At 72.9% G+C, this 23,029-nt stretch carries 21 protein-coding genes and 1 pseudogene; 13 read left to right on the forward strand and 9 right to left on the reverse strand.

Annotated features, from left to right (window positions below; genetic code table 11):
• The first annotated feature begins 17 nt into the window (after positions 1 to 17).
• Positions 18 to 1,250: a radical SAM family heme chaperone HemW gene (gene hemW, locus AC4IHM_RS22395; protein WP_490868790.1), complete on the forward strand. Its 1,233-nt coding sequence runs from the start codon at positions 18 to 20 to the stop codon at positions 1,248 to 1,250.
• Positions 1,251 to 1,354: 104 nt separating this feature from the next.
• Positions 1,355 to 1,945, forward strand: coding sequence for a Uma2 family endonuclease (locus AC4IHM_RS22400; protein ID WP_490868791.1), 591 nt, complete (start codon positions 1,355 to 1,357; stop codon positions 1,943 to 1,945).
• Here the strand turns inward: AC4IHM_RS22400 and AC4IHM_RS22405 are convergent.
• Positions 1,923 to 2,735, reverse strand: a complete 813-nt coding sequence (locus tag AC4IHM_RS22405; RefSeq protein WP_490868792.1) for a DUF3097 domain-containing protein — start codon at positions 2,733 to 2,735, stop codon at positions 1,923 to 1,925. The genes AC4IHM_RS22400 and AC4IHM_RS22405 overlap by 23 nt on opposite strands.
• Before the next feature lie 34 nt (positions 2,736 to 2,769).
• Positions 2,770 to 3,504: an MBL fold metallo-hydrolase gene (locus AC4IHM_RS22410; RefSeq protein WP_490868793.1), complete on the reverse strand. Its 735-nt coding sequence runs from the start codon at positions 3,502 to 3,504 to the stop codon at positions 2,770 to 2,772.
• Positions 3,505 to 3,687: 183 nt separating this feature from the next.
• On the opposite strand from AC4IHM_RS22410, the gene hrcA reads away from it, so the two are divergent.
• From hrcA to AC4IHM_RS22465, 11 genes are all read left to right on the forward strand, one after another.
• Positions 3,688 to 4,704: a heat-inducible transcriptional repressor HrcA gene (gene hrcA, locus AC4IHM_RS22415; protein ID WP_490868794.1), complete on the forward strand. Its 1,017-nt coding sequence runs from the start codon at positions 3,688 to 3,690 to the stop codon at positions 4,702 to 4,704.
• A complete protein-coding gene (gene dnaJ / locus AC4IHM_RS22420) occupies positions 4,705 to 5,841 on the forward strand; it encodes a molecular chaperone DnaJ (protein WP_490868795.1) in 1,137 nt (378 codons plus the stop codon).
• 257 nt (positions 5,842 to 6,098) lie between these two features.
• Positions 6,099 to 7,184 carry a nitronate monooxygenase gene (locus tag AC4IHM_RS22425; RefSeq protein ID WP_490868796.1) on the forward strand — a complete coding sequence of 362 codons (1,086 nt, stop codon included), beginning with the start codon at positions 6,099 to 6,101 and terminating at the stop codon, positions 7,182 to 7,184.
• Positions 7,181 to 7,930, forward strand: a complete 750-nt coding sequence (locus AC4IHM_RS22430) for a 16S rRNA (uracil(1498)-N(3))-methyltransferase (RefSeq protein WP_490868797.1) — start codon at positions 7,181 to 7,183, stop codon at positions 7,928 to 7,930. Before AC4IHM_RS22425 ends, AC4IHM_RS22430 begins: the two co-directional genes overlap by 4 nt.
• Before the next feature lie 106 nt (positions 7,931 to 8,036).
• Positions 8,037 to 8,546, forward strand: coding sequence for a hypothetical protein (locus AC4IHM_RS22435; protein ID WP_490868798.1), 510 nt, complete (start codon positions 8,037 to 8,039; stop codon positions 8,544 to 8,546).
• A 52-nt stretch (positions 8,547 to 8,598) separates the two neighbouring features.
• Positions 8,599 to 11,805, forward strand: a complete 3,207-nt coding sequence (locus AC4IHM_RS22440; protein ID WP_490868799.1) for a S41 family peptidase — start codon at positions 8,599 to 8,601, stop codon at positions 11,803 to 11,805.
• Positions 11,806 to 11,860: 55 nt separating this feature from the next.
• Complete coding sequence (locus AC4IHM_RS22445) at positions 11,861 to 12,214, forward strand: histidine triad nucleotide-binding protein (RefSeq protein ID WP_490868800.1); 354 nt, start codon at positions 11,861 to 11,863, stop codon at positions 12,212 to 12,214.
• Between the two features lie 7 nt (positions 12,215 to 12,221).
• Positions 12,222 to 13,127, forward strand: coding sequence for a ribonuclease Z (locus AC4IHM_RS22450; protein ID WP_490868801.1), 906 nt, complete (start codon positions 12,222 to 12,224; stop codon positions 13,125 to 13,127).
• Between the two features lie 20 nt (positions 13,128 to 13,147).
• Positions 13,148 to 14,146 (forward strand): adenosine deaminase, encoded by a 999-nt coding sequence (locus AC4IHM_RS22455; protein ID WP_490868802.1) that lies wholly within the window; start codon positions 13,148 to 13,150, stop codon positions 14,144 to 14,146.
• A gap of 114 nt (positions 14,147 to 14,260) precedes the next feature.
• Positions 14,261 to 15,550 (forward strand): glucarate dehydratase family protein, encoded by a 1,290-nt coding sequence (locus tag AC4IHM_RS22460; protein WP_490868803.1) that lies wholly within the window; start codon positions 14,261 to 14,263, stop codon positions 15,548 to 15,550.
• Between the two features lie 162 nt (positions 15,551 to 15,712).
• A complete protein-coding gene (locus AC4IHM_RS22465) occupies positions 15,713 to 16,846 on the forward strand; it encodes a carbohydrate kinase family protein (protein ID WP_490870901.1) in 1,134 nt (377 codons plus the stop codon).
• An 18-nt stretch (positions 16,847 to 16,864) separates the two neighbouring features.
• Here the strand turns inward: AC4IHM_RS22465 and era are convergent, their stop codons facing one another.
• From era to AC4IHM_RS22500, 7 genes and pseudogenes are all read right to left on the reverse strand, one after another.
• Positions 16,865 to 17,818 (reverse strand): GTPase Era, encoded by a 954-nt coding sequence (era, locus tag AC4IHM_RS22470; protein ID WP_490868804.1) that lies wholly within the window; start codon positions 17,816 to 17,818, stop codon positions 16,865 to 16,867.
• Between the two features lie 65 nt (positions 17,819 to 17,883).
• Positions 17,884 to 18,236 (reverse strand): annotated as a pseudogene (locus AC4IHM_RS22475) (cytidine deaminase).
• 45 nt (positions 18,237 to 18,281) lie between these two features.
• Positions 18,282 to 18,641 carry an MmcQ/YjbR family DNA-binding protein gene (locus AC4IHM_RS22480; RefSeq protein ID WP_490868805.1) on the reverse strand — a complete coding sequence of 120 codons (360 nt, stop codon included), beginning with the start codon at positions 18,639 to 18,641 and terminating at the stop codon, positions 18,282 to 18,284.
• Positions 18,638 to 19,942, reverse strand: a complete 1,305-nt coding sequence (locus AC4IHM_RS22485) for a hemolysin family protein (protein WP_490868806.1) — start codon at positions 19,940 to 19,942, stop codon at positions 18,638 to 18,640. Before AC4IHM_RS22485 ends, AC4IHM_RS22480 begins: the two co-directional genes overlap by 4 nt.
• Positions 19,939 to 20,436, reverse strand: a complete 498-nt coding sequence (gene ybeY / locus AC4IHM_RS22490) for an rRNA maturation RNase YbeY (protein WP_490868807.1) — start codon at positions 20,434 to 20,436, stop codon at positions 19,939 to 19,941. Before ybeY ends, AC4IHM_RS22485 begins: the two co-directional genes overlap by 4 nt.
• Positions 20,437 to 20,448: 12 nt before the next feature.
• On the reverse strand, positions 20,449 to 21,528 hold the full coding sequence (locus tag AC4IHM_RS22495; RefSeq protein ID WP_490868808.1) for a PhoH family protein: 1,080 nt from the start codon (positions 21,526 to 21,528) through the stop codon (positions 20,449 to 20,451).
• Positions 21,529 to 21,674: 146 nt separating this feature from the next.
• Positions 21,675 to 22,988 carry a GH1 family beta-glucosidase gene (locus AC4IHM_RS22500; RefSeq protein ID WP_490868809.1) on the reverse strand — a complete coding sequence of 438 codons (1,314 nt, stop codon included), beginning with the start codon at positions 22,986 to 22,988 and terminating at the stop codon, positions 21,675 to 21,677.
• Between the last annotated feature and the right edge of the window lie 41 nt (positions 22,989 to 23,029).

Raw genomic sequence — 23,029 nt, forward strand, 5'->3', positions numbered from 1 at the left:
ACGGGACAATGGAACGCATGCCCTCCGCACTCCCCGACGGCGAACCCGTCCCCGCCGACGGCGCCCTGCCCGCGCCCGCCCTCGCCGGGGCCGCCGACCGCCCCCTCGGCTTCTATCTGCACGTGCCGTACTGCGCGACCCGCTGCGGCTACTGCGACTTCAACACCTACACCGCGACCGAGCTGCGCGGCACCGGCGGCGTCCTCGCCTCCCGCGACAACTACGCCGAGACGCTCGCCGACGAGGTCCGCCTGGCCCGCAAGGTGCTCGGCGACGACCCCCGCGAGGTCCGCACGGTCTTCGTCGGCGGCGGTACGCCCACCCTGCTGGCCGCCGGTGACCTGGTGCGGATGCTGGGCGCGATCCGCGAGGAGTTCGGTCTCGCGGCGGACGCGGAGGTGACCACGGAGGCCAATCCCGAGTCGGTCGACCCGGCGTATCTGGCCACCCTCCGCGAGGGCGGCTTCAACCGGATCTCCTTCGGCATGCAGAGCGCCCGGCAGCACGTCCTGAAGGTGCTGGACCGCACCCACACCCCGGGCCGCCCCGAGGCCTGCGTCGCCGAGGCCCGCGCCGCCGGCTTCGAGCACGTCAACCTCGACCTGATCTACGGCACCCCCGGCGAGTCCGACGACGACTGGCGGGCCTCGCTCGACGCCGCGCTCGGCGCCGGACCCGACCACGTCTCGGCGTACGCCCTGATCGTGGAGGAGGGCACGGGGCTCGCCCGGCGCATCCGGCGCGGCGAGGTCCCGACGACCGACGACGACGTCCACGCCGACCGGTACCTGATCGCCGAGGAGACCCTCTCGGCGGCGGGCTTCGACTGGTACGAGGTGTCGAACTGGGCCGCCTCGGACGCGGGGCGCTGCCTGCACAACGAGCTGTACTGGCGGGGCGCCGACTGGTGGGGCGCCGGGCCGGGCGCCCACTCCCACGTGGGCGGCGTGCGCTGGTGGAACGTGAAGCACCCGGGGGCGTACGCCTCGGCACTGGCGGCGGGGAGGTCGCCGGGTGCCGGACGCGAGATCCTGACGGACGAGGACCGCCGGGTGGAGCGGATCCTGCTGGAACTGCGGCTGCGGGAGGGCGTGCCGCTGTCCCTGCTGCACGAGGAGGGACTCGCGGCCTCACACCGAGCCCTGTCCGACGGCCTCCTCCAGGAGGGCCCCTACGAGGCGGGAAGCGCGGTGCTGACCCTGCGCGGGCGGCTGCTGGCGGACGCGGTGGTGCGTGACCTGGTGGACTGATCCCTCGGGGGAGTGAATCGGCGCGAGACGCGGGTTCGGTCCCTAATCTGGTTCGTAAGCTGCTGCCGCAATCGCACGGTGGCGGAAACCGGAGGGCTGCGGAGATGACCGCTGTGGATGACCGACCGAGGACCACCGACATCGTGACGTTCTTCGAGGAGTTCGTGTTTCCCGAGGAATTCAAGGTCGAGCTCCTCCGGGGGGAAATCGTGATGATGGCGGGGCCGGACGTAGCTCACAACGACATCGTGGAAGCGGTGGTGGACCAGATTCCCCGCCGAGGCTGGCGGCGACTCCAGACTCAGGACATCGCGATCCTCGAAGAGTCCAGCGAGCCCCAGCCGGATCTCGTGGTGATCGAACGGGGCGTCGGCCCTGAGCACGGACGCCTGATGCCGTCCGAGGTCATCACCATGCTTGTCGAAGTTGTCTCCAAGACGAGCGTCGACCGCGACTACGGAGTCAAGCGCTCGATCTACGCAGCGGCCAAGGTGCCCGCTTACCTGATCATCGACCCAGTCATGGGGCAGTGCGTCCTGCTCACCGAGCCGACGGGCCGTGGTGAACACGCTGATTACCGGTGCCAGCGACTCACGAAGTTCGGTGACCTCACACCGCTGGAGACCATCGGCGTCGAACTGGACACCAGCGAGTTCGCCGTCTACGAGAAGGTCAGGCCCCACCGCTACCCGTGACGAAGTCGATCAGCTCCTCGACCCTCCCCAACAGCTCCGGCTCCAGGTCCTTGTACGAGTTCACCCGTGCCAGGATCGCCTGCCACACCGCCCCGGTGTTCTCGGGCGGCCAGCCCAGTGCTCGGCAGACCCCCGTCTTCCAGTCCTGCCCGTGCGGGATCCGCGGCCACTCGGCGATTCCCAGCGCCGACGGCTTCACGGCCTCCCAGATGTCGATGTAGGGGTGGCCCACGACCAGCGCGTGGTCACTGGTCACCGACTGCGCGATCCGCCACTCCTTCGAGCCCGGCACCAGGTGGTCCACCAGGACGCCCAGCCGCGCGTCCGGGCCCGGCGCGAAGTCGGCGACGATCGACGGCAGGTCGTCCACGCCTCCCAGGTACTCCACGACCACGCCCTCGACGCGCAGGTCGTCGCCCCACACCTTCTCGACCAGCTCGGCGTCGTGCCGCCCCTCGACGTAGATGCGCCCGGCGCGGGCCACCCGCGCGCGTGCGCCGGGGACGGCGACCGAACCGGACGCCGTACGGGCGGGCCGTACCGGACCGGAGGCGGGCCGCACGAGGGTCACCACCTGGCCCTCCAGCAGGAAGCCGCGCGGCTCCATCGGGAACACCCGGTGCTTGCCGAAGCGGTCCTCCAGGGTCACCGTGCCCGCCTCGCAGCCGATCACCGCGCCGCAGAACCCGGTGCCGGGTTCCTCGACCACCAGGCCGGAATCGGCCGGAACCTCCGGGACGGGCTGCGGCTTCTTCCACGGAGGGGTCAGGTCGGCGGAGTACTGGCGCATTCTGACGACGATACGAGAAGCGGGCGCGCCGTGATCAGCGCGACACGCCGAACCGGGCGGCCAGCGCGTCCCGTTGGGCCCGGACGAACGCCGCGTCCACCACCGCTCCGTGCCCCGGCACGTACCGCGCGTCCTCGCCGCCCAGCTCCAGCAGCCGGTCGAGCGCGGCCGGCCAGTGCGACGGCACGGCGTCGGGACCCGCCTGCGGTTCCCCCGACTCCTCGACCAGGTCGCCGCAGAAGACGACGGCCACCTCGCCCGGCACCAGCACCGCCAGGTCGTGCCCGGTGTGCCCCGGGCCCACGTCGGCGAGCAGCACCCGCCGGCCGCCGCCCAGGTCGAGCCTCCGCCCGCCGCCGACCTCGTGGCCGACCGGCACGAGGGCGTCGGCCGCCTCCCGGGCCGACCGCGCGTCCAGCCCCTCCGCCACCGCGTCCGCGCACAGCGCCTCCCGCCCCCGTCCGCCCGGCGCGAACAGCGCGGCCGTGCCCGCCGCGGCGTACACCTGCGCGTCCGGGAACGCGGCGGCGCCGAAGACGTGGTCGAAGTGGGGGTGGGTCAGCGCGAGATGCGTCACACGGCGACCGGCGAGCCTGTGCGCCTGTGCGCGCAACCGGGCGCCCTCGGCCGGGCCCGACCCCGCGTCGACCATCAGCGCCGCGTCCGGGCCGAGGACCAGCCCCGCCGTGCAGTCCCACCCCGGCAGCCGGCACCGGCCCACCCCGGCCGCCAGCCGCTCCCACCCCAGGTCCTTCCACGTCACCGTCACGGCGCCGACGCTAGGCCCGGTCGGCACCTCGGCGCACGTCGGCATGGCCCCGGCCTTGCCGGGGGCGTACCCCACGGCCGTAGACTGGGCCGGGGAAGTCTGGCACTCGCGCGCCATGAGTGCCAGGGCCAGACAGTGAGACGGGCAAGACGCCGGGCGGACGACTTCTGGAGGTGTGCGCGGATGCTCAGTGAACGCAGGCTCAAGGTGCTGCGCGCCATCGTCCAGGACTATGTGGGCACCGAGGAGCCGGTCGGTTCCAAGGCCCTCACCGAGCGGCACAGCCTCGGCGTCTCCCCGGCCACCGTGCGCAATGACATGGCGGCCCTGGAGGACGAGGGGTTCATCGCCCAGCCGCACACCAGCGCCGGGCGCATCCCGACCGACAAGGGCTACCGGCTCTTCGTCGACAAGCTGGCCGGCGTCAAGCCGATGACCGCGCCCGAGCGGCGTGCCATCCAGAGCTTCCTGGAGGGCGCCGTCGACCTCGACGACGTGGTGGCCCGCACGGTGCGGCTGCTCGCGCAGCTGACCCGGCAGGTCGCCGTCGTGCAGTATCCGTCGCTGACCCGCTCGACCGTGCGGCACGTGGAGTTGCTCTCCCTGGCGCCCGCGCGCCTGATGCTCGTGCTGATCACGGACACCGGCCGGGTCGAGCAGCGGATGGTCGACTGCCCGGCGCCGTTCGGCGAAGCGTCCCTCGCGGACCTGCGGGCGCGGCTCAACAGCCGTGTGGCGGGGCGGCGTTTCTCGGACGTGCCGAGTCTGGTGGAAGATCTGGTGGAGCCCTTCGAGGCCGAGGATCGCGGTACGGTCTCCACCGTGCTCTCCACTCTCCTGGAGACGCTGGTCGAGGAGAACGAGGAGCGGCTGATGATCGGCGGCACCGCCAATCTGACCCGCTTCGGGCACGACTTCCCCTTGGTGATCAGGCCGGTGCTGGAGGCGCTTGAGGAGCAGGTCGTGCTTCTCAAGCTGCTCGGCGAGGCGAAGGATCCGGGCGTGACCGTACGTATCGGTCATGAGAACGCCCATGAGGGACTCAACTCCACGTCCGTCGTGTCGGTGGGCTACGGTTCGGGCGGCGAGGCGGTTGCCAAGCTCGGCGTGGTCGGACCGACCCGCATGGACTACCCGGGAACGATGGGAGCGGTACGCGCAGTGGCACGGTACGTCGGACAGATCCTGGCGGAGTCGTAGGTGGCCACGGACTACTACGCCGTACTCGGCGTACGCCGCGACGCGTCCCAGGACGAGATCAAGAAGGCGTTCCGGAGGCTCGCCCGCGAGCTGCACCCGGACGTCAACCCCGATCCGAAGACCCAGGAGCGGTTCAAGGAGATCAACGCCGCCTACGAGGTGTTGTCGGACCCGCAGAAGAAGCAGGTCTACGACCTCGGCGGCGACCCCCTCTCGCAGGCCGCCGGCGGTGGCGCGGGCGGCTTCGGCGCGGGTGGCTTCGGGAACTTCTCGGACATCATGGACGCGTTCTTCGGCACGGCGTCGCAGCGCGGGCCGCGCTCGCGCACCCGCCGCGGCCAGGACGCCATGATCCGCATCGAGGTCGAGCTGAACGAAGCGGCGTTCGGCACGACCAAGGACATCCAGGTCGACACGGCCGTCGTCTGCAACACCTGCAACGGCGAGGGCGCGGCGCCGGGCACGAGTGCCCAGACGTGCGACATGTGCCGCGGCCGGGGTGAGGTCTCGCAGGTCACCCGGTCCTTCCTGGGCCAGGTCATGACCTCCCGCCCCTGCCCCCAGTGCCAGGGCTTCGGCACCGTCGTGCCCACCCCGTGCCCCGAGTGCGCGGGCGACGGCCGGATCAGGTCCCGTCGCACCCTGACGGTGAAGATCCCGGCCGGCGTGGACAACGGCACCCGTATCCAGCTCGCGGGCGAGGGCGAGGTCGGCCCCGGCGGCGGCCCCGCGGGCGACCTGTACGTCGAGATCCACGAGCTGCCGCACTCGACCTTCCAGCGCCGCGGCGACGACCTGCACTGCACGGTCACCATCCCGATGACGGCGGCGGCCCTCGGCACGAAGGTGCCGCTGGAGACCCTCGACGGCATGGAGGAGGTCGACATCCGTCCGGGCACCCAGTCCGGCCAGTCGATCCCCAAGCACGGCCGGGGCATCACGCACCTGCGCGGCGGCGGCCGGGGCGACCTCATCGTCCACGTCGAGGTGACCACCCCGACCAAGCTCGACGTCGAACAGGAACGCCTCCTGCGAGAACTCTCCAAACTCCGCGGCGAGGAACGGCCCCAGGGCCAGTTCCAGCCCGGCCAGCAAGGGTTGTTCTCGCGCCTGAAGGACGCCTTCAACGGGCGTTGAGGCGGTGGCGCCGGAGGCGGGGGCCGTCGGTCGGCGCCGGGTGCGGGGGGTCTGCCGGGGGTCCGGGGGTTGTCCCCCGGGCAGTCGCAGTCAGCCGGGTCGGCAGGGGTTGTTCTCGCGCTTGAAGGACGCCTTCAACGGGCGTTGAGGCCGGCCGCGGTGCTGCTCGGGCGGGGTTCGAGGATGCGGATGCTTCTGGCTTATGCCAACGGAAGCCCGGATTCGGACTTGTTCGGAGGACGTGACAACATGCCGTCATGTCCTCCGCACTGACCGATCTCTTCCCCTACCCGATCGTGCAGGCGCCCATGGCGGGCGGCATCTCCGTGCCGCGGCTCGCGGCGGCGGTCTGCGAGGCGGGCGGGCTGGGATTCCTGGCCGCCGGGTACAAGACCGCGGACGGGATGTACCAGGAGATCAAGGAGCTGCGGGGGCTCACCAACCACCCCTTCGGCGTCAACCTCTTCATGCCGCAGCCGGAGACGGCCGACCCCTCCGCCGTGGACGTTTACGCCCACCAACTGGCCGGCGAGGCCGCCTGGTACGAGACGGAGCTGGGCGACCCCGAGAGCGGCCGTGACGACGGCTACGACACCAAGCTCGCGGTGCTGCTGGACAACCCGGTGCCGGCGGTGTCGTTCCACTTCGGCGTCCCGAGCGGCGAGGTCGTCGACTCCCTGCACCGCGTCGGGACCTTCGCCCTGGTCACCGCGACCACCGCGGAGGAGGCCAGGGCCGTCGAGCACTCCGGCGCCGACGCGGTGATCGCGCAGGGCTTCGAGGCCGGCGGCCACCAGGGCACCCACCGCGACCACCCGGAGACCGGCGGCACCGGCACCGGACTGCTGTCGCTGGTCGCCCAGGTCCGGGAGGCGGTGAGCCTGCCCGTCCTCGCCGCGGGCGGCATCATGCGCGGCGGCCAGATCGCCGCGGTACTCGCGGCCGGCGCGAGCGCGGCCCAGCTCGGCACCGCCTTCCTCGCCACCCCCGAGTCGGGCGCGCACGCCCTGCACAAGCGGGCCCTGACCGACCCCCTGTTCGTCCGCACGGAGCTGACCCGCGCCTTCTCCGGCCGCCCCGCCCGCGGCCTGGTCAACCGCTTCCTGCGCGAGCACGGCCCCTACGCCCCCGCCGCCTACCCCGAGGTGCACCACCTCACCGCGCCGCTGCGCAAGGCGGCGGCGCAGGCGGGCGACGCGCAGGGCATGGCGCTCTGGGCCGGGCAGGGCCACCGGATGGCCAGGGAACTGCCCGCCGGGCAAGTGGTGGAGGTACTGGCGGCCGAACTCGCGTCCGCCGGGACGGCGTTGTCGGACTACGCGACGGGAGGCGGCGCCCGATGACGGCACCGGTGTTCGTGGCCGCCTCCCTGCGGCCCGAGGACCTGCCCGGGGGCGAGTACGTCCTCGAAGGACCCGAGGGACGGCACGCCGTCTCCGTGAAGCGGCTGCGCACCGGCGAGGCCGTCGTCCTCACCGACGGACGCGGACGCTGGGCCGAGGGCGTGGTCAAGGCCGCCGAGGGCAAGGACCGCCTGGTCGTCACCGGCCTGGAGAAGGTGCGCGAGGAGCCCGCGGAACAACCCCGCGTCACCGTCGTGCAGGCCCTGCCCAAGGGCGACCGCGGCGAACTGGCCGTGGAGACGATGACCGAGGTCGGCGTCGACGCGATCGTGCCCTGGACGGCGTCCCGCTGCGTCACCCAGTGGAAGGGCGAGCGCGGCCCGAAGGCGCTCGGCAAGTGGCGGGCCACGGCCCGGGAGGCCGGCAAGCAGTCCCGCCGGGTCCGCTTCCCCGAGGTCGCGGACGCGGCCACGAGCAAGCAGGTCGCCTCGCTGCTGGCCGCCGCCGACTTCGCCGCCGTACTCCACGAGAGCGGCGACGCGCCCCTTGCCGCCGCCGAACTCCCCGCCTCCGGCGACATCGTGCTGGTCGTCGGACCCGAGGGGGGCGTCTCCCCCGAGGAGTTGGCGCTCTTCGCCGCGGCCGGAGCGCGGCCCCACCGCCTCGGCCGCAGCGTCCTGCGCACCTCCACCGCGGGCACCGCGGCGGCGGCCGTACTGCTGGCCCGCACCGGCCGCTGGTCCTGACCGCACCGGCCGCCGCGAGTGGCCGTATGCGCTCTACCGCCCGCCCCGCAACGGTGGCAGGCTGCCGTCCATGGGGGCATTGAGGCGGATTTGGCGTATCCCGATCATGCCGCGCGGCCGGCGCGTGACGCTCGCGGTGGCCGGCGCGGCTCTCGCCGTCGGCGGGGTCGCCGCGTGCGAACCGGACGGGCTCGGCACCGCGTCCGTGGCGTACACGACCGACCAGACCGTGACCCGCGAACTGCAACGGCAGAACACGCGGGTGCAGTGGCTCAACTGCACCGCGTCCCGCGGGGACGACGGCGCCACCGCCTCGGCGAGCGAGAACACCGCCGCCTCCGTCGAGTGCGAGGGCAGGACGGACGACGGCAAGGACATCACCGTCGACGGCAGGGTGACCCGCGTCGTCAACGGCGCCTGTGTGCGCGGCGACCTCACGGCCGAGGTGGACGGCAAGGAGTGGCTCCGGGTCAAGGGGCTCGGCAACTGCGACGCCGCCCCCAGCGCCCCGTCCGCCGACCGGCCCTCCGGGCAGGGGCCCGGACCCACCGTGACCGTCACCCGGACCATCTGGTGCCCCGACGACCCGCACTGCGGGCCGGTGCAGGGCAAGTAGCAAGTGATCCAAACCTCTGTCGGCGGGCGCCGCCCCTGCATAGGGTGAGAGGGTGACACAGCCCGCAGCGCCTGCCTACCTCCGCTTTCCGCACCCGCACGGCGAGTTGGTCGCCTTCACCGCCGAGGACGACGTGTGGCTCGCCCCGCTCGACGGCGGCCGGGCCTGGCGGGTCAGCGCCGACAACGTGCCGGTGAACCACCCGCGGATCTCGCCCGACGGCACCACGGTCGCCTGGACCTCCACCCGCGACGGCGCCCCCGAGGTGCACGTCGCGCCCGTCGACGGCGGCCCCGCCAGGCGCCTGACGCACTGGGGCAGCGGCAAGACCCAGGTGCGCGGCTGGACCCCGGGAGGACGCGTCCTCGCCCTCAGCACCTACGGGCAGGCCAGCCTGCGCCGCACCTGGGCCCGCACCGTCCCGCTCGACGGCGGACCGGCGGCCACCCTGCCGTACGGGCCCGTCGGCGATGTCGCGCACGGCCCGCACACCGTGCTGCTGTCCGCGCCGATGGGCCGCGAGGCCGCCTGGTGGAAGCGCTACCGGGGCGGCACGGCGGGCAAGCTGTGGATCGACCGCGAGGACGACGGCGAGTTCGTCCGCCTGCACAGCGACCTCGACGGCAACATCGAGTACCCCTTCTGGGTCGGGGAGCGCATCGCGTTCCTCTCCGACCACGAGGGCACCGGCGCCCTCTACTCCTCCCTCGCCGACGGCTCCGACCTGCGCCGGCACACCCCCCTCGAAGGCTTCTACGCCCGGCACGCCGCCACCGACGGCACCCGCGTCGTCTACTCCAGCGCCGGTGAGCTGTGGACGCTCGACGACCTCGACGGCGCCGAGCCGCGCCGGCTCGGCATCCGGCTCGGCGGCGCCCGCGTCGACCTCCAGCCGTTCCCGGTCAACGCCGCCCGCTGGTTCGGCTCCGCGTCCCCCGACCACACGGCGCGCGGCAGCGCCGTCGCCGTACGCGGGGGCGTGCACTGGGTCACTCACCGCTCCGGGCCCGCCCGCGCGCTGGCCGTGCAGCCCGGCGTACGGACCCGGCTGCCGCGCACCTTCCGCGCCGAGGGCGAGGAGTGGGTCGTATGGGTGACGGACGCCGAGGGCGACGACGCCCTCGAGTTCGCGCCCGCCACCGGACTCGCCCCCGGCGCCACCGCCCGCCGCCTCGCCGCCGGGCAGCTCGGCCGGGTCCTGGGCCTGGCCATGGCACCGGACGGCAGCCGCGCCGCCGTCGCCTCGCACGACGGGCGCGTCCTGCTCGTCGAGCGCGAGAGCGGCGAGGTCCGCGAGGTCGACCGCAGCGAGGACGGCGACGCCTCCGGGCTGGTCTTCTCGCCCGACTCGGCCTGGCTGGCCTGGTCGCACCCCGGCCCCGAACCGCTGCGCCAGCTGAGGCTCGCCAACACCACCGACCTGTCGGTGAGCGAGGCGACGCCGCTGCGCTTCAAGGACTACTCGCCGGCCTTCACCCTGGACGGCAAGCACCTCGCCTTCCTCTCCACCCGGTCCTTCGACCCGGTCTACGACGAGCACGTCTTCGACCTCGCCTTCGTCGAGGGTGCCCGGCCCCATCTGATCACCCTCGCCGCGACCACCCCGTCGCCCTTCGGCCCGCAGCGCCACGGCCGCGCCTTCGAGGCGCCGGACCGTGAGGAGACCCCTGACAGCGAGGGCACCCCGACCACCCGGATCGACATCGAGGGCCTCGCCGACCGCATCGTGCCCTTCCCGGTCGAGGCCGCCCGCTACTCCCGGCTGCGCGCCGCCAAGGACGGCGTGCTGTGGCTGCGCCACCCGGTCACCGGCGTCCTCGGCGCCTCCCGGGCCACCCCCGAGGCCACCGACCCCAACACCGAGCTGGAGCGCTACGACCTCGCCCAGCAGCGGATCGAGCACCTCGCCGCCGACGCCGACCACTTCGAGGTCAGCGGGGACGGCAAGCGGGTCCTGCTGTGGGCCGACGGACGGCTCAAGGTGGTGCCCAGCGACCGGCGGGCCTCCGGCGACGAGGACAGCGACACCAACATCACCGTCGACCTGAGCCGGATCCGGCAGACCGTCGAACCGGCCGCCGAGTGGCGGCAGATGTACGACGAGACCGGCCGCATCATGCGGGACCACTTCTGGCGGCCCGACATGAACGGCGTCGACTGGGACGGCGTCCTGGACCGCTACCGGCCCGTCCTCGACCGCCTCGCCACCCATGACGACCTGGTCGACCTCCTGTGGGAGGTGCACGGCGAACTGGGCACCTCGCACGCCTACGTCACCCCGCGCGGCGGCCACGTCGGCGCCGCCCGGCAAGGACTGCTCGGCGCCGACCTCTCCCGCCACGAGGACGGCACCTGGCGCGTCGACCGCGTCCTGCCCTCGGAGACCTCCGACCCCCATGCCCGCTCCCCGCTCGCCGCGCCCGGTGTCGCCGTACGCGCCGGGGACGCCGTCGTCGCCGTCGCGGGACAGGCCGTCGACCCGGTCACCGGGCCCGGCCCGCTGCTCGTCGGCACGGCCGGCAAGCCGGTCGAGCTGACCATCTCCCCGTCCGGCGGCGGCGAACTGCGGCACGCCGTGGTCGTCCCCCTCGCCGACGAGGAACCCCTGCGCTACCACGCCTGGGTCGCCGACCGCCGCGCCCACGTCCACGAGCGGTCGGGCGGCCGGCTCGGCTATCTGCACGTCCCCGACATGCAGGCGCCCGGCTGGGCCCAGATCCACCGCGACCTGCGCGTCGAGGTCGTCCGGGAGGGACTGGTCGTCGACGTGCGCGAGAACCGCGGCGGGCACACCTCCCAGCTGGTCGTGGAGAAGCTGGCCCGGCGCATCGTCGGCTGGGACCTGCCGCGCGGCATGCGCCCCGCCAGTTACCCGCTGGACGCGCCCCGCGGCCCGGTCGTCGCCGTCGCCGACGAGTTCTCCGGCTCCGACGGCGACATCGTCAACGCCGCGATCAAGGCGCTCGGCATCGGCCCGGTCGTCGGCACCCGCACCTGGGGCGGTGTCATCGGCATCGACAGCCGCTACCGGCTGGTCGACGGGACGCTGATCACCCAGCCCAAGTACGCGTTCTGGCTGGAGGGTTACGGCTGGGGCGTGGAGAACCACGGCGTCGACCCGGACGTCGAGGTCCCCTACCGCCCCCAGGACCACGCGGCGGGCCGCGACCCGCAGCTGGACGAGGCGATCGGGCTCGCGCTGGCGGCGCTGGAGGAGACCCCGGCGAAGACCCCGCCGAGCCTGCCCGGCTCCGACTGAGGCACCCGCTCGATACGATGCCCCGGTAGCAGATCACCACCGTGAGGAGTACCGCATGGCAGGGGAACCCCAGGACGACTGCCTGTTCTGCAAGATCGTCGCAGGCACGATCCCGGCGACCGTCGTCCGCGAGACGGACACGACCCTCGCCTTCCGGGACATCAACCCGCAGGCGCCCACCCACGTCCTGGTGATCCCCAAGGCGCACTACCGGGACGCCGCCGCGCTCGCCGCCGGCGCCCCGGAGCTGGTCGCGGACCTCCTGCGCGAGACGCGGGCGATCGCGGACCAGGAGAAGCTGGACAGCTACCGCACCGTCTTCAACACCGGCAGCGGCGCCGGCCAGACCGTCTGGCACACCCACGCGCACGTGCTCGGCGGGCGCGGCCTCGCATGGCCCCCCGGATAGGCGGCGCGTGTCCGTACGCGAACTGGTGGTCCTCGGCACCGCCAGCCAGGTCCCGACCCGGCACCGCAACCACAACGGCTATCTGCTGCGCTGGGACGGCGAGGGCATCCTGTTCGACCCCGGTGAGGGCACACAGCGCCAGATGCTGCGCGCCGGGGTCGCCGCCCACGACCTGAACCGGATCTGCGTCACGCACTTCCACGGCGACCACAGCCTCGGCCTCGCCGGCGTCATCCAGCGGATCAACCTCGACCGGGTCCCGCACGAGATCACCGCCCACTACCCGCGCTCGGGCCGGCGCTTCTTCGACCGTCTGCGGTACGCCACCGCCTACCGCGAGACCGTCGCCCTCACCGAGGCCCCCGTCGACACCGACGGACCCCTCGCCGCCACCCCCGCCTACACCCTGGAGGCCCGCAGGCTGTCCCACCCCGTCGAGGCGTACGGCTACCGGCTGACCGAGCCCGACGGCCGCCGCATGCTGCCCGAGCGGCTGGCCGCGCACGGCATCGAGGGCCCCGACATCGGCCGGATCCAGCGCGACGGCTCGCTCGGGGGCGTCCGGCTCGACGAGGTCAGCGAGATCCGCCGCGGCCAGCGGTTCGCGTTCGTCATGGACACCCGGCTGTGCGCCGGGGTGCACGCGCTCGCCGAGGGCTGCGACCTGCTGGTCGTCGAGTCCACCTTCCTCGACGCGGACGAGGCGCTCGCCACCGAGCACGGCCACCTGACCGCCGGCCAGGCGGCACGGGTCGCCCGGGACGCGGGCGTACGGCACCTCGTGCTGACCCACTTCAGCCAGCGCTATCCGGACCCGGCGGAGTTCGGACGGCAGGCACGGGCGGCCGGCTACCGGGGGGAGCTGACCGTGGCCCATGATCTACAGAGGGTCCCGGTTCCGAAACGTCGGTGATATCGCCGTACGATGCTCTGATGCCCCTGCCCAAAGCGGAACTGCACCTCCATATCGAAGGCACCCTGGAGCCCGAGTCGGCCTTCGCGCTGGCCGCCCGCAACGGCGTGTCCCTGCCGTACGCGGACGAGGACGCGTTGCGCGAGGCGTACCGGTTCGAGGACCTCCAGTCCTTTCTGAACCTGTACTACGAGCTGATGGCCGTCCTGCGCACCGAGCGGGACTTCGAGGACCTCGCCAACGCCTACCTCGCCCGCGCCGCCGCGCAGGGCGTGCGGCACGCGGAGATATTCTTCGACCCGCAGGCCCACCGCTCGCGCGGGGTGGAGATGGGCACGGTGGTGGAGGGACTGTGGCGGGCGCTGGGCCGCAGTCGGGAGAACCACGGCGTCTCCACCCGGCTGATCATGTGCTTCCTGCGCGACGAGTCCGCCGAGTCGGCGCTGGAGACCCTCGACGCCGCCAAGCCCCACCTGGACCGCATCACCGGCGTCGGCCTGGACTCGGCCGAGGCCGGCCACCCGCCGGTCAAGTTCCGCGAGGTGTACGAGGCCGCCGCCGCCCTGGGCCTGCGCAGGGTCGCGCACGCGGGCGAGGAGGGGCCGCCGGAGTACGTCACCGAGGCCCTGGACGTGCTGGGCGCCGAGCGGATCGACCACGGCCTGCGCTCGGTGGAGGACCCGGCGCTGGTCGAGCGGCTGGCGCGCGAGCGGGTCCCGCTGACGCTGTGCCCGCTGTCCAACGTGCGGCTGCGCACCGTCGACGCGCTCACCGACCACCCGCTGCCCGCGATGCTGGACGCGGGCCTGATGTGCACCGTCAACTCCGACGACCCGGCCTACTTCGGCGGCTACGCGGGCGACAACTTCGCCGCCGTGCACCGGGCCCTCGGCCTCACCGAGGAGCGGCTGCGGGAACTGGCCCGCAACTCCTTCCTTGCCTCCTTCCTGGAGGACGACGAGGACCTGCGGGCACGCTGCCTCGCCGAGGTGGCGGCCTACGAGTTCCCCGGCCCGTAGGGGCGCCGCAGCGGCCGGCCCATTGACGCCTGGCGGGCGCCTGCCTAGCCTCCATCTCCATACGTAGACGACAGCTACATACGGAGATGTGCCCGACCTGGGAGGATCCGCCCCGTGAACCTCACCGTCGCCGATGTCCGCCTGACGCCGATCCTGGTCGCCGATCCGCCCCTGCTGAACACGCAGGGCGTGCACCAGCCGTACACCCCCCGCCTGATCGTCGAGGTCGAGACCGCGGACGGGGTCACCGGGGTCGGCGAGACCTACGGCGACGCCAAGTACCTGGAGCCGGCCCGCCTCTTCGCCGGAAAACTGGTCGGACGTCAGATCTCCGACCTCAACGGCCTGTCCACCGTCGCGGACGAGGTCGCCGTCGACGCCACCCGGGTCTCGGAGCAGGTGGACACGGGCGGGCTGCGGGGCGTCCAGAGCGCCGACAAGCTGCGCCTGTCCGTCGTCTCCGCCTTCGAGGTCGCCTGCCTGGACGCCCTCGGCAGAACACTCGGCCTGCCCGTGCACGCGCTGCTGGGCGGCAAGGTGCGCGACGCCGTCGAGTACAGCGCGTACCTCTTCTACAAGTGGGCCCGCCATCCCCGGGGCGTCGCCGCCGAGCAGGACGACTGGGGCGCCGCCGTCGACCCGGCCGGGATCGTCGCACAGGCCCGCGCCTTCACCGAGCGGTACGGATTCGCCTCCTTCAAGCTCAAGGGCGGCGTCTTCCCGCCCGACGAGGAGATCGCCGCCGTACGGGCCCTCGCCGAGGCCTTCCCCGGACACCCGCTGCGCCTGGACCCCAACGGCGCCTGGTCCGTGGCGACCTCGCTCAGGGTCGCCGCGGAACTCGGGGACGTACTGGAGTACCTGGAGGACCCCGCGCTCGGCACCCCGGCCATGGCCGAGGTCGCGTCGAGGACCGGCGTGCCGCTGGCGACCAACATGTGCGTGACGACGTTCGCCGAGATACCGCAGGCGTTCGTCCGGGGCGCCGTACAGGTCGTGCTCTGCGACCACCACTACTGGGGCGGACTGCGCAGCACCCGGCAACTCGCCGCCGTCTGCCACACCTTCGGCGTCGGCGTCTCCATGCACTCCAACACCCACCTGGGCATCAGCCTCGCCGCCATGACCCACGTGGCGGCCACGCTGCCGGGGCTCCACCACGCCTGCGACACGCACTACCCCTGGCAGCGCGAGGACGTGCTCACCGAACGCCTCGCCTTCGACGGCGGCAGGGTCGCCGTCCCCGACGCCCCCGGCCTCGGGGTCGAACTCGACCGCGACAGGCTGGCGTTCCTGCACCGGCGCTGGCTCGACGACGACGGCACGCTCCGGGACCGCGACGACGCCGCCGCCATGCGGGTCGCCGACCCGGGGTGGGTCGCCCCCTCCGTCCCCCGCTGGTGACCCCCGGCGGGCGCCGGTCCCGCCGCCGCGGCCCCGGCCGACGGCGAGGACGCCGCCGGCCGGCGCCGTGGTGCACACTGGCCTGATCCGCACCATGCCAGGGAGCGCACCGTGACAGCGTCCACCGTGTCCACCGCCTCCGACGTGCCTGCCATGCCCGCCATGCCGGCCGACGGGAGAACCCACCGCCACACCCAGGACGAGGAACCGCACCGCCAGTCCCGGGTCGACCCCCTGGCCGGCCTGCGCACGCCGCAGGACCCGCCCTGGGACGTGTATCTGACGGGCACCGTCTTCCTCGACGTGATCTTCACCGGGCTCGACTCCGCCCCGGTGCGCGGGACCGAGTCCTGGGCCCGCGGAATGGGGTCGAGTCCGGGCGGCGTGGCGAACATGGCGACGGCACTGGCCCGCCTCGGCCTGCGCACCTCGCTGGCCGCGGCCTTCGGGGACGACCACTACGGCGACTACTGCTGGGACGCCCTCGCACAGGGCGAGGGCATCGACCTGAGCCCCTCGCGCACCGTGCCCGGCTGGCACTCGCCGGTGACGGTCTCGATGGCGTACGAGGGGGAGCGCACGATGGTCTCCCACGGTCACGAGCCGCCGCCCGAGGAGCCCTCCCCCGACTGCCCGCCCCGCGCGCGGGCCGCCGTCGCCTCCCTCACGCCCGGCGTCCGCGCCCCCTGGATCGCCCAGGCCGCCGCGCGCGGCACCCGGGTCTTCGCCGATGTCGGCTGGGACGACACCGGCGCCTGGGACCTGGCGGGGCTGCCGGACCTCGCGCACTGCGAGGCGTTCCTGCCCAACGCCGAGGAGGCCATGCGCTACACCGGCGCCACCTGCCCGCGGGCCGCCGCGCACGCCCTGACCGAGCATGTGCCGCTCGCCGTGGTCACCCTCGGCGCGGACGGCGCGTACGCGGTGGACCGGCGTACCGGGGAGAGCGCCGAGGTCCCGGCCATCGAGGTCGAGGCCCTGGACCCGACCGGCGCCGGGGACGTCTTCGTCGCCGGGTTCGTCACCGGCACCCTGGCCGGCTGGTCGCTGGCCGACCGCCTGGCCTTCGCCGGTCTGACCGCGGCCCTCTCCGTCCAGGAGTTCGGCGGCTCCCTCTCGGCGCCCGGCTGGTACGAGATCGCCACCTGGTGGCGCAAGGTCCAGTCGGTCCAGGGCCAGGACCCGGCGGCCCTGCGCCGCTACGCGTTCCTCGCGGCCCTGCTCCCGGCCGACCTGCCCGGCTCCTGGCCCCTGCGCCGAGCAGTCCCGACCATCGGCTTCCGCCCACCGTCCTGACCGGCCTCCCGGAGCCCCTCAGAAGCCGAGGCGGCGGAGTTGCTTCGGGTCGCGTTGCCAGTCCTTGGCGACCTTCACATGCAGGTCCAGGAAGACCGGTGTGCCGAGGAGTGCCTCGATCTGTTTGCGGGACTTGATGCCGACGTCCTTGAGGCGCTTGCCCTTGGGGCCGATGATGATGCCCTTCTGGCTGGGGCGCTCGATGAAGACGTTGGCGTGGATGTCCAGGAGGGGCTTGTCCGCCGGGCGGTCCTCGCGCGGGAGCATCTCCTCCACGACCACCGCGATGGAGTGCGGCAACTCGTCCCGCACGCCCTCCAGCGCGGCCTCCCGGATCAGCTCCGCGACCATGACCTGCTCGGGCTCGTCGGTCAGGTCGCCCTCCGGATACAGCGCGGGGCCCTCGGGCAGCAGCGGGGTCAGCAGGTCCGCGAGCAGGTCCACCTGCTGGTTCGCGGTGGCCGACACCGGCACGATCTCCGCCCAGGAGATGCCCAGTTCCTTGCCGAGCCGGTCGATCGCGATCAGCTGCTCGGCGAGGGTCTTGGAGTCCACCAGGTCCGTCTTGGTGACGATCGCGACCTTCGGGGTCTTCCTGATCCCGGCCAGCTCCTTGGCGATGAAGCGGTCACCCGGGCCCAGCTTCTCGTTCGCCGGCAGGCAGAAGCCGATGACGTCGACCTCGGCCCACGTCGCGCGCACAACGTCGTTGAGCCGCTCGCCCAGCAGCGTGCGCGGCTTGTGCAGCCCCGGGGTGTCCACCAGGATCAGCTGCGCCTCCGGCCGGTGCACGATGCCCCGCACGGTGTGCCGGGTCGTCTGCGGACGGTTCGAGGTGATCGCCACCTTCTGCCCGACCAGAGCGTTCGTGAGAGTGGACTTGCCCGCGTTGGGGCGGCCCACGAAGCAGGCGAAGCCGGCCCGGTGAACAGCCTCGGCCGGTTCTTCGGATGACTGGGTACGAACGCTCATGGCGCCCATTGTCCCTGATCCCCGAAGCCCCGCCGCACCGCGGTCGTCCGCCGGGCCCGCGGCGCTCAGCCCGCGCCCACCGTCTCACGCACCGCGCCGTCCGGACCGGCGACGAGAACCGGCGTCCCGGCACCCCCAGATCCCGCACCGCCGCCAGGTCCTCCCGCGACGCGGACTGCGCCTCGGTCACCACGGCCGCCGCCTCCAGCGACTTCGCACCGGACGCCACCGCCATCGCCACCGCCGTACGCAGGGCGCTCAGCCGCAGGGAGTCCAGGTCCACCGTGCCGGCGACATAGGTACGACCGGTCTCGTCGCGTACGGCGGCGCCCTCGGGGACGCCGTTGCGGGCGCGGGCGGAGCGGGCCAGGGTGACGATCTTGCGGTCCTCGGGGGCGAGCGCGCTGCTGTCGGTCATGGCATGAGCATACGGAGACGGCGGCGGCGAGCGGCACGGAGGGCGTCAGGGACGGTCGAGCCGGAGCCGCTCCGCACGCGGCAGACCGGCGACCACCAGGTCGTACGAGTCCTCGACCAGCTCCCTGACCAGGCGCTCCGGGAGGCCGCCGTCGACGGTCACCGTGTTCCAGTGCCGCTTGTTCATGTGCCGGCCCGGGACGATCAGGTCCGGATGGCCGCCGCGCAGCCGGACCGCGTCGTCCGGGTCGCACTTGAGGTTGACCGTGAGCGGGCGCCCCTCCAGAGAGGTCAGCGCGAACATCCTGCCCAGCACCTTGAAGACCAACGTCTCCGGGTTGAAGGGGAAGTCCTCCACCGCCGCGTTGAACGACAGGCACAAGCGGCGCAGCGCCTCGGGACTCACTCCGGTCCGGCCCCCTTCGGGGGTTCCGCCGCGCCCACCGGCTCCGCCAGCACGGTCACGATCTTGTTCCGGCGGCCCGCCGCGGCCTCCGCCGTCAGCCGCAGACTCCGGCCGTCGGGCAGCTCCACGGTCGAGGAGGCACCCGCGATCGGCACCCGGCCGAGCGCCTTCGCCAGCAGGCCGCCCACCGTCTCCACGTCCTCGTCGTCGAACTCCTCCAGGCCGTACAGCTCGCCCAGGTCGCCGATGTCGAGCCGGGCGGTGACCCGGAAGCGGTCCCCGCCCAGCACCTCGACGGGCGGCAGCTCCCGGTCGTACTCGTCGGTGATCTCGCCGACGATCTCCTCCAGGATGTCCTCGATGGTGACGATGCCGGCCGTGCCGCCGTACTCGTCGATGACGACGGCGACGTGGTTGCGTTCCTTCTGCATCTCGCGCAGCAGGTCACCGGCGTTCTTGGTGTCGGGCACGAAGGACGCCGGACGTATCGCCGTGGAGACGAGGTCGTTCTCCGCCTCCCGGCTGATGTGCGTCCTGCGGACCAGGTCCTTCAGATACACGATGCCGACGATGTCGTCCTCGCTGTCACCGGTGACCGGGATCCGCGAGAAACCCGAGCGCAGGGCGAGAGTGAGCGCCTGCCGGATGGTCTTGTAGCGCTCGATGACGACCAGGTCGGTGCGCGGGACCATGACCTCCCGCACGAGCGTGTCGCCCAGCTCGAACACCGAGTGCACCATGCGGCGCTCCTCGGCCTCGATCAGGGACTCCTTCTCGGCGAGGTCCACCAGCGCCCGCAGCTCCGCCTCGGAGGCGAACGGACCGCGGCGGAAGCCCTTGCCGGGGGTGAGCGCGTTGCCGATGAGGATCAGCAGCGAGGGGATCGGCCCCATGACCCGGGCCAGCGGCAGCAGCACGTACGCCGAGACCGTCGCCGTGTTCAGCGGGTGCTGGCGCCCGATGGTGCGCGGCGACACCCCGACGGCGACGTACGACAGGAGCACCATCACCGCGATGGCGATCACCAGCGCCTCGCCGGTGCCGTCGAACTGCCTCAGACAGGCGTAGGTGACCAGCGCGGCGGACGCCATCTCGCAGGCGACCCGGACCAGCAGCGCCACGTTGAGATAGCGCGTCGGGTCGGCGGCGACCCGGGCGAGCTTCTCGCTTCCGCGCCGCCCGGACCGTACGGCCTCCTCGGCGCGGAAGCTGGAGACCCTCGCGAGCCCCGCCTCCGCGCACGCGGCGAGCCAGGCGACCACCACCAGGGCGACGGCCCCCGCGACCAGCGGCAGGCTCATGAGACGGTCGGGGCCGGAGACGGGCCGGTCAGGCCCTTCTCCGCACGCCAGCCGTCCACGATGGCGGCCTGCAGACCGAACATCTCGGCCTTCTCGTCCGGCTCCTCGTGGTCGTAGCCCAGCAGGTGCAGCACCCCGTGGACGGTGAGGAGCTGGAGTTCCTCGTCCATGGAGTGCTGCGTCGCCGCCTCGGTGCCCTGCCTGGCGGCGACCTCCGGGCACAGCACGATGTCGCCGAGCAGCCCCTGCGGCGGCTCGTCCTCGTCCTTCGACGGCGGCCGCAGCTCGTCCATCGGGAAGGACATCACGTCCGTGGGGCCCGGCAGGTCCATCCACTGGATGTGCAGCTGCTCCATGGCGCCGGCGTCCACGACGATCACCGAGAGTTCGGAGAGCGGGTGGATGCGCATCCGCGCGAGCGCGTAGCGGGCAATGTCGAGGATCGCCTGCTCGTCGACCTCGGTTCCGGACTCGTTGTTGACGTCGATCGACATGGGCGTGCTGGTCTACTTCCCCTTGGCCTTGGCACCGCTTCTCGGTGTCCGGCCGCCGTTGTGGCCGCCGTTCTCGGTGCCGTTCCTGCTGTCGTACTGCTCGTAGGCGTCGACGATACGGCCCACCAGCTTGTGCCGTACCACGTCGTGGGACGTGAGCCGGGAGAAGTGGACGTCCTCGACGCCCTCCAGGATCTCCTGCACCTGCCGCAGACCCGACTTGGTGCCGCCGGGCAGGTCGACCTGCGTCACGTCACCCGTGATCACGATCTTCGACTCGAAGCCCAGGCGGGTGAGGAACATCTTCATCTGCTCGGGGCTGGTGTTCTGGGCCTCGTCCAGGATGATGAAGGCGTCGTTCAGCGTGCGGCCGCGCATGTAGGCGAGCGGGGCGACCTCGATCGTCCCCGCCGCCATCAGCCGCGGGATCGAGTCCGGGTCGAGCATGTCGTGCAGCGCGTCGTACAGCGGGCGCAGATACGGGTCGATCTTCTCGTACAGCGTGCCCGGCAGGAAGCCGAGCCGCTCGCCGGCCTCGACCGCCGGGCGGGTCAGGATGATGCGGGTGACCTGCTTGGACTGCAGGGCCTGCACCGCCTTGGCCATCGCCAGATAGGTCTTGCCGGTGCCCGCGGGGCCGATGCCGAAGACGATGGTGTGCTTGTCGATCGCGTCGACATACCGCTTCTGGTTCAGCGTCTTGGGGCGGATGGTGCGGCCGCGCGAGGACAGGATGTTCTGCGTGAGCACCTCGGCCGGGGTCTCCTGGCCGTCGCTCTCCCCGTTCTCGCTCGCCTTGAGCATGGCGATCGAGCGTTCCACTGCGTCCTCCGTCATCGGCTGCCCCGTGCGCAGCACCAGCATCATCTCGTCGAACACGCGCTGTACGAGGGCAACGTCATGGGCGTCGCCGACCGCGCTGATCTCGTTTCCCCGGACATGGATGTCGGCCGCCGGGAAGGCCTTCTCGATCACGCGCAGGAGGGAGTCTCCGGAGCCCAGAACGGTCACCATCGGATGCTGGGCGGGGACGCTGATCCGTGCGCTCGCCTGCTCCTGCGCGGGGGTGTGGGCTGAGGGTGTCTGAGTCATGGGCCGGCGCTCTAGGCCTGCTCGTCCTCCTCTGCGGCGTGCGCCGCGTGACGGATGTGGTCTGCTTCCCCCAGCGTACGACTCCCCGCCGACAGCACCCAGGTCTTTTGTCCGTCCGGGCGTACGACGGCCCCCGCCGGCGGCGCTCACCGCTGGTCGCGCAGCAGATCCCGGAACCAGCCGTACGACGCCTTGGGCGTGCGCCGCCGCGTCGCGAAGTCCACGTGGACCAGCCCGAAGCGGCGGGCGTACCCCTCGGCCCACTCGAAGTTGTCCAGCAGCGACCACACGAAGTAGCCGCGCACGTCCACGCCCGCCTCCAGCGCCCGGTGCAGGGCGCGCAGGTGCCCGTCGAGGTAGGCGACGCGGTCCCGGTCGTCCAGGCCCTCGTAGGCGCAGCCGTTCTCGGTGATCACGACCGGCGGGAGCCGGTCGCCGTAGCGCTCGCGGAGGCCGGTGAGCAGCTCGGTGAGGCCTTCGGGGACGACGGGCCAGCCGGAGTCCGTCCGGGGCCGGCCCTCGACCCCGCGCACCGAGAAGGGCAGCCCGGCCGGGAACGCCACCCCGCCGAACTCGGTCTCCGTGCCCCCGGGAGCGCCCACCCGGGTCGGCGCGTAGTAGTTCACGCCGTACCAGTCCAGCGGCTCGGCGATGACCTCCAGGTCCGCCGCGAGCCGCCCGGCGGGCCCCGGCATCAGCTCGTCGAGGCCCTGCGGATACCGCCCGGTCAGCAGCGGGTCGGAGAACATCCGGTTCAGCAGGGCGTCGTAGAAATCGGCCGCCTCCCGGTCGGCCGGCTGTGCCGAGGCCGGCCAGGTCGGCCCGTGCGAGTTGGCGATGCCGATGTCCGCGGCGCCGCCCGCGCGCAGGGCCCGCACCGCCAGGCCGTGCGCGAGGAGCTGGTGGTGGGCCGCCGGCAGGGCGTCGAACATCAGCTGCCGGCCGGGTGCGTGGACGCCGAGGGCATGGCCGAGCAGGGTGTGCTCGGCGGGTTCGTTGAGAGTGATCCACTTGCCGACCCGGTCGCCCAGCCGCCGTACGACGAGCGACACGTACTCCGCGAAGCGGGACGCCGTGTCCCGCTCCAGCCAGTCCAGACCGGCCGGCAGGTCCCAGTGGAAGAGCGTCGGCACCGGCCGCACGCCCGCCGCGCACAGCTCGTCCACCAGGCGGTCGTAGAAGCCGAGTCCGCCGGGGGAGTTCACCCGCGGCCAGGAGACCGAGAAGCGGTAGGCGTCCACGCCCAGGTCCGCCAGCAGCGCCACGTCCTCGCGGTAGCGGTGGTAGTGGTCGCAGGCCACCGCCGCCGTCGAGCCGTCCCCGACCCGCCCCGGCCGGTCCGTGAAGTCGTCCCACACGGACCGCTCGCGCAGGTCGGCCGCGCCCTCGATCTGGTGCGCCGAGGTCGACACGCCCCACAGGAAGCCGTCCGGGAACCGCGGTACCGGGTTCGTCGCCATGCGCGGATCATCCGCACCCCCGGTGAGGGAAGTCAACGCCC

It is taken from the genome of Streptomyces sp. SL06, assembly GCF_058244745.1.